The sequence below is a fragment of the Coleofasciculus sp. FACHB-542 genome, assembly GCF_014695825.1.
Classification (GTDB): domain Bacteria; phylum Cyanobacteriota; class Cyanobacteriia; order Cyanobacteriales; family FACHB-T130; genus FACHB-T130.
This window is the reverse complement of sequence record NZ_JACJPB010000004.1, coordinates 23,824-36,187: the sequence shown is the minus strand read 5'-3', so window position 1 is coordinate 36,187 and position 12,364 is coordinate 23,824. Positions and strand designations below refer to the sequence as shown.

10 protein-coding genes and 2 pseudogenes are annotated in these 12,364 nt (G+C 45.4%); 7 read left to right on the top strand and 5 right to left on the bottom strand.

The window, feature by feature from the left end; translation table 11 throughout:
- Positions 1–439: 439 nt before the first annotated feature.
- The 4 genes from H6F52_RS00375 to H6F52_RS00360 all read left to right on the top strand — a co-directional run bounded on the left by H6F52_RS00375 (position 440) and on the right by H6F52_RS00360 (position 4,665).
- Positions 440–1,690, top strand: a complete 1,251-nt coding sequence (locus H6F52_RS00375) for a glycoside hydrolase family 10 protein (protein ID WP_190531141.1) — start codon at positions 440–442, stop codon at positions 1,688–1,690.
- Positions 1,691–2,200: 510 nt separating this feature from the next.
- A complete protein-coding gene (locus H6F52_RS00370) occupies positions 2,201–2,794 on the top strand; it encodes an HPP family protein (RefSeq protein WP_190531139.1) in 594 nt (197 codons plus the stop codon).
- Between the two features lie 294 nt (positions 2,795–3,088).
- On the top strand, positions 3,089–3,952 hold the full coding sequence (locus H6F52_RS00365) for a neutral zinc metallopeptidase (protein WP_190531137.1): 864 nt from the start codon (positions 3,089–3,091) through the stop codon (positions 3,950–3,952).
- A 152-nt stretch (positions 3,953–4,104) separates the two neighbouring features.
- Positions 4,105–4,665, top strand: a complete 561-nt coding sequence (locus H6F52_RS00360; RefSeq protein ID WP_190412861.1) for a Uma2 family endonuclease — start codon at positions 4,105–4,107, stop codon at positions 4,663–4,665.
- 131 nt (positions 4,666–4,796) lie between these two features.
- Here H6F52_RS00360 and H6F52_RS00355 read toward each other — a convergent pair whose 3' ends face one another.
- A complete protein-coding gene (locus H6F52_RS00355) occupies positions 4,797–5,789 on the bottom strand; it encodes a Rieske 2Fe-2S domain-containing protein (protein WP_190425519.1) in 993 nt (330 codons plus the stop codon).
- 1 nt (position 5,790) lies between these two features.
- Here H6F52_RS00355 and H6F52_RS00350 point away from each other — a divergent pair.
- The 3 genes and pseudogenes from H6F52_RS00350 to H6F52_RS00345 form a co-directional block, all read left to right on the top strand.
- Positions 5,791–6,444: pseudogene (locus H6F52_RS00350) on the top strand (TetR/AcrR family transcriptional regulator); the annotation flags it as partial.
- A 57-nt stretch (positions 6,445–6,501) separates the two neighbouring features.
- A pseudogene (locus H6F52_RS25535) lies at positions 6,502–6,606 on the top strand (TetR/AcrR family transcriptional regulator); the annotation flags it as partial.
- 257 nt (positions 6,607–6,863) lie between these two features.
- A complete protein-coding gene (locus H6F52_RS00345; protein ID WP_190432929.1) occupies positions 6,864–7,439 on the top strand; it encodes a hypothetical protein in 576 nt (191 codons plus the stop codon).
- Between the two features lie 125 nt (positions 7,440–7,564).
- Here H6F52_RS00345 and H6F52_RS00340 read toward each other — a convergent pair whose 3' ends face one another.
- The 4 genes from H6F52_RS00340 to H6F52_RS00325 all read right to left on the bottom strand — a co-directional run bounded on the left by H6F52_RS00340 (position 7,565) and on the right by H6F52_RS00325 (position 12,329).
- Positions 7,565–8,188: an antibiotic biosynthesis monooxygenase gene (locus tag H6F52_RS00340; RefSeq protein WP_190525961.1), complete on the bottom strand. Its 624-nt coding sequence runs from the start codon at positions 8,186–8,188 to the stop codon at positions 7,565–7,567.
- A gap of 48 nt (positions 8,189–8,236) precedes the next feature.
- Positions 8,237–8,890: an antibiotic biosynthesis monooxygenase gene (locus H6F52_RS00335; protein WP_190531135.1), complete on the bottom strand. Its 654-nt coding sequence runs from the start codon at positions 8,888–8,890 to the stop codon at positions 8,237–8,239.
- Positions 8,891–9,017: 127 nt separating this feature from the next.
- Positions 9,018–9,893 carry an AraC family transcriptional regulator gene (locus H6F52_RS00330; RefSeq protein WP_190531132.1) on the bottom strand — a complete coding sequence of 292 codons (876 nt, stop codon included), beginning with the start codon at positions 9,891–9,893 and terminating at the stop codon, positions 9,018–9,020.
- 162 nt (positions 9,894–10,055) lie between these two features.
- Positions 10,056–12,329 carry an ATP-binding protein gene (locus H6F52_RS00325; RefSeq protein ID WP_190531147.1) on the bottom strand — a complete coding sequence of 758 codons (2,274 nt, stop codon included), beginning with the start codon at positions 12,327–12,329 and terminating at the stop codon, positions 10,056–10,058.
- Positions 12,330–12,364 lie beyond the last annotated feature (35 nt).

The following is a 12,364-nucleotide window of genomic DNA, read 5'->3' as shown; positions in this document are numbered from 1 at the left end:
AACAAGTCTTTGAGCCGCTCCCATTGGTCATCGCGCAGGGCATACCGTCGTGTCATTGCTCAGCCTTTTCTTCTCTCTGTTGCTCTAGCTTATCTAATTGATGACACGCCCTAGGGGGATCGTGTGAGATAAGGGTGAGGTGAATAGCAGGCGCGATTGCACTGACGGAGCGAGTTGGAATAAAAATGATAGATCCAACTGCCGCTGGGAAAGGATTGAGATGAAGGCGATCGCTAATAATGTTTGATAGAGCGTAGGCCGTAATTCTACTTAGAATACCCCGACGCTTCAGCTTTTCTAATACAACAATTCAAGATTACTGATTGAATGATTCCTGTTAACAATCAATTTTTCAGTAGATATAAATACCTGTAAACTATTAATCGTTCATTTCATCACTAGGCTAAGCGATCGGATAGCTAACTTATCATTCAAACTTATGAAATTGCATTTCATCCCTAGAGGTTGGTGGCGATCGCTCAAGTATCTCTTGTTACTGTTTCTGGCATCATTCATCACAGTATTGCTGGCTGGCAACCCCATCTCTGCGATCGCGCAAAGCCCAATGCCACCAGAAGCAATCGAGCAAATCCCAAACCCAGAAGCGACTCCTCAGAAACGTTTTCAGGAAATTCGCGGCGTTTGGATGACCAACAATGACAATAAAATTCTCAGAGATCGCCCCAAGCTGCAAAATGCTGTCAGTCAACTGGCGCAGCTAAACTTCAACACGATCTATCCTGTAGTGTGGAATTCTGGCTATACGCTTTACGAAAGTGCCATAGCACAACGGGAAGGCATTCAATCTTCTGTCAGCAAAGGCTTACAGGGACAAGATATCATCGCTGACCTGATTGCCCAAGCTCATCGCCAAGGCTTGCTAGTGATTCCCTGGTTTGAGTTCGGTTTCATGGCTCCCCCGCTATCGGAATTGACATCAAATCATCCGAATTGGATTACGCAACGCCGCGATGGTAGCCAAACTTGGATTGGCGCTGCGGGTGAGGTTGTGTGGCTTAATCCCTTCCATCCAGAGGTGCAACAATTTATCACCGATCTGGTGCTGGAAGTCGTCACTAAATATGATGCCGATGGTATTCAGTTTGACGATCACACCAGTTTGCCCAATGAATTTGGCTACGATCGCTACACGCTTGCCTTGTACAAACAGGAAACCAAGAAAGATGCGCCTTCCAATCCCAAAGATCCTGCATGGGTGCGCTGGCGTGCAGATAAAATTACGGCATTCATGACACAACTCAATAAAGCTGTAAAAGAGAGAAAAACCAACGCAATTTTCTCCGTTGCTCCTAATCCCTACGTCACTGCTTACAATACTTATCTGCAAGATTGGTTGAATTGGGTGCGAAAAGATATTGTGGACGAGTTAATTGTGCAAGTTTATCGTCCCAATCTGCAAAGTTTTCTCGACCAGCTGACCCGCCCGGAAATTCAAGAAGTGCAACAAAAAATTCCAACTGGAGTTGGTGTTCTCACAGGCTTGAGAAATAAGCCTGTTTCGATGCGACTGATTCAATCTAAAGTACGGGCAGCTCGCGATCGCGGTTTGGGTGTAACTTTTTTCTATTATGAAAGCCTTTGGGACGATGCACCAGAACCCAGAGCGGAACGGCAATCTAATTTTCAAAATCTCTTCAACTTCCCGGCTTCCCGCTTTGCGATCAGATAACTTGGGGATCTTTAACAAAGCGATAGCAACGAAGAGCGCCAAGGGCGAACGCGCGCTTCTCCTCTATGCAGTAAAAATTCATCTATCCGAGCGATCGCTTGCTTCATTCACGCAAGCGATCGTTTTTTGCTGTCAACGTATCAATAAAACTGATTACTTAAATTGCTTATTCTTATGAATTAGAGGTTTCATTTTGAACGAGGAAAAGATAATGTTAATAGCAATGTTAAGATTTCATGACATTTGTTAACCTGGGAGAATGTTTTTCATGTTAGATGAGGTTTTTTGTCATCCTTCTGCTTGTATGAAAGCGAATCATGGCATTTATACCTTCTTTCCCTAGATTGAATAACAGCATTTAAGTTTGCTATAGCAATACGGTTGAATTGCAGAATTTAGATATTTATCTGGTCATAGCTTGCAAATCTCTATAAAGATTTGCAAGCTGAGCAGAGCGATTTTTTATGACCAATTTTTCCGATTTTACTATCTGATAAAAGTAAAAAAACGATGAGAATTTATCTGCCTAAAGGGCGAAATTATCGCACCATTCTGCCTCAATTAAATTACAAAAGTATTCGTTTGAGAGTAGACAAGTACTGCTTAAAAATACGCGGTAGTAAACGTGCAGTTCCTTTAGAGAGACCCGATCATAGGCATATTCTGTGGAGTTCGCTGGGTAGTTTCATCGGCATTGCAGCCACAGCTTATTTATCGGTGAAAACTGGCGCTCCTCTACTAATGGCTCCCTTTGGTGCTACCAGCGTCTTGATTTTTGGTGTACCTGATAGTCCCTTAGCACAACCGCGTAATGTAATCGGCGGTAATTTTATCGCGGCTCTAGTTAGCTTGACGATTTTGCATCTTTTTGGTGCGGAACCCTGGGCGATGGGAATGGCTGTGGCAACTGCTATTGGCATGATGCAGTTCACAGGGACATTGCATCCACCTTCGGGAGCTGTTGCATTAGTCGTAATGATGACGAAGGCACAGTGGCAGTTTCTGCTAACCCCGGCACTTGAAGGTTCTATTATTTTGGTACTCTGTGCAGTAGTTTTTAACAATCTTGCTCAAGACAGGACGTATCCTAAGCACTGGTTTTGAGCAGTCTGAATCTCTACATGAGTAGTGGTAGAAAGGGTCGGGTTAACTAAGGATCGGAGGTTGATTAACCTCCGATTTTTTGCGTAGGGGCTTTTCTTGTGCCATTCTTCTACTGTTTGACCCTGAGATAGCCTTCCCTAAGAAGGATCGTCTATAAATCAGCGCCGTCCCTCTGGCAGAGGATCTAGATGAAGGCGATCGCTAATATTTGTAGTGGGTTGTGGAAAGTCTGGGTTAGGTGAAATAGCACTTTACTTACTTCTGCTGGGTTGAGTAGTTTGGAGACTTGAAGCTATGCGCTGGGAATTCGGTCGTAAAAGCAGCAACGTTGAGGACAGACGCGGGGGTGGGGTTTCTGGCCCTCTAGTTGGGGGTGGTATTGGGACAATCGTTCTGGCGGTCATTGTTGCCCTCTTGGGGGGCGATCCCGGTGCAGTGTTGCAACAAGGACAAGAACAAGCTCCGAGCGATCGCACTTCTTCGGAGTCTCCTCGAACACAATCATCTGCTGCGAACGATCGCATGGCTGATTTCGTTTCGGTTGTCTTGGCGGATACGGAAGATACATGGGGTACGCTGTTTCGCCAAAACGGAGAAAACTATGTGGAGCCGAAGTTAGTTCTCTTCTCAAATTCGGTACAGTCGGCTTGTGGTTCTGCAAGTTCGGCAGTTGGGCCGTTTTATTGCCCCGCCGATCAAAAAGTCTACATTGACTTAAGTTTCTATCAGGATTTGAAGTATAAGCTCAACGCACCTGGAGACTTTGCCCAAGCGTATGTAATTGCTCACGAGGTTGGGCATCATGTGCAGAACTTAATGGGAATTTCGAGTAAAGTTCGTACATTACAGCGTCAAGCTAGTCGCGCAGAGGCGAATCAACTTTCAGTCAGGTTGGAGTTACAAGCAGACTGTTTTGCTGGCATCTGGGCGCATCATGCGAATCGTTCCCGGCAAATTCTGGAGGAAGGCGACGTTGAAGAGGCGCTGAATGCTGCTAGCAGTATTGGCGACGATCGCTTGCAGAGTCAGTCCAAAGGGCATGTTGTCCCGGATTCTTTTACTCACGGTAGTTCAGCGCAGCGAGTCCGCTGGTTCAAGCGGGGGATTCAGACAGGGGAACCGGCACAATGCAACACCTTTGCAGCAGCAAATCCCTAACAAAATAGGGTGTTGGAACTTTAGTAGGAAGCGATCGCAATCTCCACAGCGCGATCGCTTTTTTATTCATGGTTGCGATCGCGCTGTGGAGCTTATCGATGGCAAAGACGATAAAATTCTGTCATAGCGGCAACGATACCGAACTCAAGGTGATGACAACAGCGATTCCTTCATCCCTTACCCTCGAAGAATTCCTAAAACTGCCAGAAACTAAACCTGCCAGTGAATTTATTGGCGGTCGAATTCACCAAAAACCGATGCCTCAAGGCAAACACTCTCGCCTACAACTTAAATTTTGTGATGCTGTCAATGCAGTTGCAGAAACTCCACGAATTGCCTTAGCGTTTCCAGAATTACGCTGTACATTTGGTGGGCGCTCGATTGTTCCAGATGCTTCTGTATTCCTTTGGGAACGAATTCCTTTTGAAGCAGATGGCGAAGTACCGAATGCTTTTGAAATTTACCCGGATTGGACGATAGAAATTCTCTCACCCGAACAGAGAGCTACTAAAGTCATTAGTAACATTTTGCACTGCCTTAAATATGGCACTCAGTTAGGATGGTTAATCGATCCAGATGAGCGGTTAATTTTGGCATTTATTCCAGGACAGGAACCTGTCGAGTTAGCAGGAAGCGATCGCCTACCAATCCCAAAATTCCTCGCTTTGGATTTAACCGTTGATCGAGTCTTTGGATGGCTTAGAGTTGGTTGATTGGTACTGAACTCTGCATCATACTCAATTGACACTATACATAAGCGCGATCGCTTCCGGCACGTTACGCGATCCCAATCGGGTGATGCTGAAACCAACAGATACCATAATATTGAAGAGCTATGCGCCGTCTACTTTGAAAGATTAGGTTCCACAACATTTGGGAAATTTTGAAAATTGCGCCGCACCCAGTCCATACCCACTTCATTATTGAGTTTAATTTTCTGAGGCGTATTCGGATAAATTTTACCCAAAATATCAGCATCTTGATCAACTACCACCTTGCCAAACTTGAGATATGTCCTGCCAAATAGCTTAAAGGCAGGGTGCTTAGCTTGACCAAATAGCAAAATGTAAGTCCTTGTGCGGTTCTCGGCTTCTGGGATAAAGATGTGACACTGGACTACTTTACCTAATGGCATTTCACCATGAAAAATCACCAGAGATGGGAAGTAGTTTTCCAGGTGGGCTTTGATGCTTGTCGGGAGTAGGAATAAATCGAGTTTTCTCAGCTTTTCTGCCAAGCTGTAAGGGGCGGTGGGCATATCATAAAAGGCATGGGAATGATACCCATTGTCAATGAATTGATGAAATTCCACATTGGTAACTCGGAATAATTCCTGGTGAGTACCGTTTTGGTGATTATAGTCGTGCATATTCAGCAACATAGTCAGCAAATCGGTCTCTACACTTGTATCTGCGGTATGCCCGACAAAGTAGTAGGTATCTGCAATGTCATTCAGGACTGCGGGAATCGGCACTTTTGGCTCGTATCCGCCGTAAGACCAGATGAAATCTCCTTGAATTGTTAACTCTAACGGTTTCAGTTGAGGCAACGTTTTCTTTTCCGTTCCCGGCAAAACGGTGCATCCTTCTGAATCAAACGGCAAGGCATGAAACGGGCAGACGACAGTACTCGTACCATCCGTGTGTGCTTCGCACCATCCTTCTGACAACATTGCTCCCATGTGAGGACAGGCATTGGGCAGGGCATGGATTCTTCCAGCAGCGTCTTTCCACATCACATAATCATTACCATACAGAGAAATCTTCCGAGGTTGGTTCACTACCAACATCGACTTGTGCGCCAACAACCAAGGCGCACCGAAAAGCATAGACTGCATAATGTTCTCCGGTAGAGATAAAATTGTGAATAATCCGTCGTGTTTTCAGAATATGACAGAATATTCACATTCGTCAAGAAGTCTGCGCCGTCAACCCAAACAGCAGCGAGGTAAAGAACGGGTCGAAAAAATCTTGGATGCAGCAGCGGCAGTGTTTGACGAAGTGGGCTATGAAGCGGCAACCACCCATCTGATTGCAGCCAAAGCGGGGACGGCAATTGGGTCTTTGTATCAGTTTTTTCCCGATAAAGCTGCCATTTTTAAGGCGATGGAATTACGCCATACCGAGCGCGTTAAGGCCATGTGGTCGAGGGCAGATACGCCAGAGATGGTTCGATTACCACTCCGACAGATGATTCATGGATTGGTCAGCGCGATCGCAGAGATGTTTGAACAGCCTGTGTCACGGGTGGTGTTTGTGCAGTTTTTTATATCCCGCGAAATTTTCCAGTCGATCGATGAAAGCATGACCCAGGAAGCAATTGACTTTATGGCTGGTCTCTTAAAGCAAAGAAATTCGGCATTAAGTAAGGCGCAATGTAGTCTATTGGCAGAGGTTTGCGTCCACAGCAGTAATGCTGTCATTCTGTCGGCACTTCGGAACCCAGATCAACAACATCGTCAAGAGTTGGTGCAGCAGATTGAGGACTTGTTGGTGTCATATTTAGAGCCGTATGTAGGGAACGCTCAGTTGGACAATGTAATGAAAGTAATGAAGTGTCTGCATTGTCAATCGGAGCAGCTATCTAAAAACGGGTATCGAAGGGGGAAGCAGTGCTATCGCTGTAAGGAATGTGGGAAACAGTTTGTGGAGAATTCTCAGCGTTTCTGACCCCCGTTCGCTAGCAGTATCAATCGCCCTGACTTCACACCCAAAAAAAGCGATCGCTATCTTTATTCATGGTTGCGAATTGCCACCAATCCCAAAATTCCTCACCGTTGATCCGGTCTTTGGATGGCTTAGGGTAGGCTGATGAGCGATGAATGCATCAGTATGGGCGATCGCACTAACAGACACCTACCATTAAAAGCAACCTACGGCAAAATAAGAGGGAGGTTAACACGGTCGCGGCTATGTCTAAAAGCAAAAAGCACAATCTCAAATGGCTCAAAGAAACCTTAGAGCTAAAAGAAGACCACAACTGGAAATCAAAGCCAGGAACTCGGATCTTCGTAGCAGGACGAGGAGCGTTGCGCTTCGATGTCCCTGAGGATTGGCATTTTGAGCCGGATGAGAAGTCATTCCGGTTTTTAGACAAAAAGCCACCCAACGATGATGCTCGCTTAGAAGCTTCTTTTAATTTACTCCCGCCTGGAAACTGGAAAGATTTTCCCTTGGTTCCCTTATTAAAGAAGGTAGTTAAAGATGATGAACGTCAGCCGATCGAGCAAGGGGAAATTATTCAACTCAAGCGTCAAACTGCCCGCATTGTTTGGACTCAGTTCAAATTTATTGACCCAGAAGAACACCGCGAAGCTTATTCCCGAACCTGTATTGGGCTAGGTTCTGGTGTTCAGTGTCTGATTACTTTTGACTACTGGGTGGACGATGCAGATCGCCTAATTCCTGTCTGGGATACGGTTATGGAATCGTTAGTGCTAGGGCTTTATATCCGCGATCCTCGAACTGGGCTGGCATTACCTGACTAGAGGTTGGGGGATCTAAATTCTCAAACTGTGATGGCAAGAAAAGTTTGCGATCGCTTTGTTCATTCCGAAGAGCGATCGCGCTGGTGCCTACGTGCAGCTAATAATCAACCTACAGCAGCTATCTATTAGGCTGTAGTCTGGGTGTGTACGACATTGTACAGATGAAATTCGTTTCGGGCTAAACCTTCCCAATACGGTTGCTCTGGGTTGAAACCAGGTTGCTTGAGAATTGCTTCAAACGCTTCCTTGCTCTCCCATTGACCGTAATTAAACATCCGAGTACCATCTAGACTTCGATGAAAGGTAGCTGAGAGTAACCCCGTTGAGTTACTCATCGCACGTTCTAGTTCAGCAGAGGTTCGTCTAACCATCTCAGGTTGATTAATTGGCATCATCCGAAATTCAGCAAGGTGCGTCACTCGTTCGCCTTCAGCAATTTCAACTTCTGCCGATAGAGATCGACTAGCAGTTACTTCCAGTAAGCGTGAATCAGGCGGGAAGAATTCACTGAACACTGTTGGACGAGGCAAGCTGCGGTAATCAAATTTGGGATTCCATTGGCTATAAGTAAAAACTCGCACTCCATCTAAACTACGATGCACGCTGGCTGATACGAAGTAAGGATTGTCAATCCAAGATTTGATTTGCTCTTGGATAACTGCCTCAATCAAGGTTGACTGATGGCGCTCTGCAACAGTGTACAGGTCTAGCCCAACGATCGCAGTATTAGTCCGGTCAATCTGCACCATAGTTCTATGCTCTTAAACCATTCATTACATGATGATTTTGCTTCACTGCTATGAGTTAGTTGATTCGGTGAAGACTACCTCGTGAAGTGACATTTGAAACTCATTGTTGGCAAGTGAACGCATCACCATGAGAGGCTCAGCCATCGGAGGATTCGCGTTCATCTTGGCATACAATTGTTGGGAACTCCACAGCCCATAATTGATAGCGCGGGCACCATCAAGACTTCGATGAAAGTGTGTGGTGATTAATCCGGCTTGTCCTGAGATTTGCTGTATTGCTTCTGCGGTCGCTTCTAAAAAGTGGGGCTGATTAGCAGGATCTTTCAATCTAAACATTCCAAAGTTGATGAGTTCCCCCATGTTCGCTGTGATTTGCATCTGACTGTCTGCTGGCTCACTCATAAAAATGTCGTAAAGATGAGAGTCTGGAGCAAAGAAACCAGTAATCTTACTCGCCAAAGCGATATCGCGGTTATTGATATAGGCTTCATAAGTAGCTAGATTTTGCCACTGCACATAATTGACAACACGCAACCCATCCAAGCTGCGATGAATTGCATTTGCAATGTATCCAGGTTGCTGTTTAAGGATGTCGTGAGTGTAGGCTATCAAACTATCTATCAATAACCATTGTTGGTCGGGCTGGGTAACAAAAATATCTAGTTCTGCCAGAACTGGGTTGTCCTTGAATACGGTAAGCATTTAGATGATTCCTCTGTGCTGACTATGTGATGATTGGTCAAACCAAAACGCAGCGAATTGTCCAACCAATAATACAGAGTCTGCTTACTGGCGTATAGTCGATTTTTGCAGCTTTAGAAGATTCTTGCTATTTCTTAAGAAATTGTTTCGGTGTAACTCCAGTGAGGTGCTTAAAGTGTCTGCCAAATTGACTCTGACTGGTAAAACCAACTTTCAAGGCAATATTTGCAATACTGTGCTGCTCCTGCATCATTAATTCCTGAGCGCGTTCAATCCGACGTTTAATCACATATTGGTAAGGAGAGTAACCTGTAGACTGCTTAAACAGTCGGGCAAAATGATACTGACTCATACCGAGTTCGGTGGCGATCGCTTCTAAGGAAACATCTTCAGCTAGATGAGCCTGGATATAGTCGATCGCCTGTTGCAATTTATGGCTAGGCAAACGACCAGAGCAAGCCTGTATTTCTCGCCTTCGAGTTGAGTAATGCCGTAATAGATGAACGGTTAAGGCATTTGCCATCGACTCCGCATAAAGACGATCGCTTAACCCATCTATTTCTAGTTCTGCTTTGAGTGCCAAACCAATTTGCTGAATCAGAGGATCGCAAATCTTAGGCTGTGGCACAATCTGGATATGGTTTGCATCGGCCGATTCGTACACGGCAGAGGCAAACAGCTTCGGTTCAAGGCGAAGTAACAAGAATTCTGCATCAGTATCCCAAAACAGTTTGCGATGCAGATAAGGAGGCGTAATCATAATGTCGCCTTCAGCCAGAAGATCGCTACTGCGTCGCCCGTCTATTGTCCGTTCTAACTGAATGGGTTGACCAAGATGGATACTGAGGAGGTAATTCGGGAGGCAACACTCAGACTCCCTATTAGCAGGTTGATGATGGTGTTCAACCTGAAGAATATCTGAGACAATGTCTTGACTTCGCAAAATTGGCGATCGCGGCACAACCTGTAAGACAGCATTTTTTTTGGTAGAGTCTTGGTTCATGCACTCTCTTCTAGCACTTGTGCCGTACTGTCATTGTCTAAATTTTAGTATAGGCGCTCGCATCGGCTAGATCGTTGTTGGAAAGCTTGCGATCGCATTCGCATTTACTCATATGTTATACCGCTCAGCTTGCTCAGTCCGCCTCGCATCCCCTGAATACCGTTAGATAGCAGCGCTGAGTTGTTGACGGATGGGAATCTGAATCACAAACTCGGTTCCCTCACCAGGAGTGGAGAAGCATTCCAATTTACCGCCATGCTTTTCTGTGACAATTTGATAGCTGATGGACATCCCCATCCCCGTTCCTTTCCCAACCGGCTTAGTTGTGAAGAAGGGATTGAATATCCGTTGCTGAATGTCTTTGGGAATACCAACGCCATTATCCGCGATCGCAATTTGCACCCATTGCGAATCAATGACTGAAGTGGAGATAGTGATTTGATCGGGATGGTCTTTTTTCTCCTGATACGTGCAATTGGCTTTGGTTTCTTCGAGTGCATCAATCGCGTTTACCACGATATTCATTAAGACTTGGTTGAGTTGTCCCGGATAACACTCCACAAGAGGCAACTTTCCATAGTCTCTAATCACTGCGATCGCTGGGCGGTCTGGTTTGGGTTTCAGGCGATGTTGCAAGATTAGCAGCGTACTTTCAATTCCTTCATGGATATCTACTTCCTTCATGTCCGCTTCATCCAATCGAGAGAACGTCCTTAACGATTTAACAATTTCTCGAATCCGTTCAGTCCCTAGTTTCATGGATGAGAGCAACTTCAACATATCTTCGTTGAGAAACTCTAAATCCATCTCATCAATTTTGGCTTCAATTGCAGGTGTGGGAAGGGGATATTCTTGCTGGTAAAGCTGCACTAACTCTAGAAGATTCTGAGCATATTCATCGACAAAAGTGACATTGCCATGAATAAAGTTGACCGGATTGTTAATTTCATGGGCTACTCCAGCCACCAATTGTCCCAAACTGGACATTTTTTCGGTCTGGATCACTTGTGCTTGAGTGCGCCGTAAATCAACCAGGGTTTGTGAGAGTTCTGCTGTCCTGACTTCGACTCGATTTTCCAATTCGGCGTTCGTCTGCGCCAGTTCGTTAAAGGAATCTTGTAACTGAGAAGCCATGTGATTGAAGGACTGTGCCACGGCATCTAGTTCTTTGATGTTGGTCGTTTCAACGGTTTGGTCTAACTGTCCAGTCGCGATCGCTTCCGATGCTTGGCTCAACTTTAAGATCGGACGAGTAATCCAGCGTGATGTATAGATTCCTAAAATCGTTGCCGCTGCCAATGCTCCCAGACACAGGAGGATAGTTGTGCGAGTGTTGGCATTAATTTGAGAAGTGAAATCAGATTCCGGCACGGTGACAACCACCAGCCAGTCTAAGCCAAAGCGATCGCGCCAGGGCGTGACTTGAATAAACTGACGCTGCCCGTTGAAAGTCACCTCAAGTTCTTGAGTATTTTGAAAGGTTGTGAAATTATTAAATTGTTTTTTTAATTTTTCTGCTACAGCGCGAATCAACGGATCTGGGGTTTCTAGCGCACTCAGGCGTTTTGTCTCACCATTGACTTTGTGTACTACTGGTTTAGTGCTGGAACTGCCTATCAGCAAGCCATCGCGTTCCATGATAAACACTTGTCCAGAAGGGCTAACTTTCAGGTTGCGAAGAAATTCACTCACATTCGTTAGCAGCAAATCTACCATCAAAAGGCTGCGTAGCTTGCCCTTCTGGTCATAAATGGGATATCTAGCAGGAACTGCAACATAGTAATTAAGACCAATGTCAGAAGTGCCGCTGTGGCTTTTTATTGCCTTACCTGCTTCAGTAATCTGTACCGTGTTCTCAAATGCGTATGTGTAGATACCAGCCCAGGCTGGCTTACCTGCTTTAATGATGTCTTTCACTCCTGGTGGTAAAAAAGGATCGGCCTGATAACTCTGCAAAAGGCTTTTCCGGTTGCCCCGTTGATCGGCGATGTAATCCGATGCCACACCGTTTCCAGGGAGATTTTCAAAAACCAGGAGATTCACGCCATTTACCCAACGCCCAGCGCCTGATTCGGCACCATTCGGTAGAGCATAGCCAATGTAGCTGATTGTTTCAAATGCTCTAGCTTGACTCCAGAAATACTGTTCGCTAGCTTTAGGGTCATTCAGATTCAATCGTCCGGAAGCGATCGCATCTGCATTGACTTGGTTTAATTGCTGTGGCAGCGCCAGATATGTATCCAAGTGTTCATCAACCTGTTGACTCGCTTTGTCAATCAGTTGATTGGCTAGGTCATTGACTGCTTTCTGCCCGTTTCTAAATGACAGATAGCCGACTAACCCTACCGCTGCAAATATTTGTAATACAAAGGGAACGATAAGAATCAGACGCAAGGGAAACTGGTGCGTAGACTTAGCAGGACGAGCTGTTTTGATATTCAAGGGGGTCGCTCAGCAGAAGGTTTCAAGGA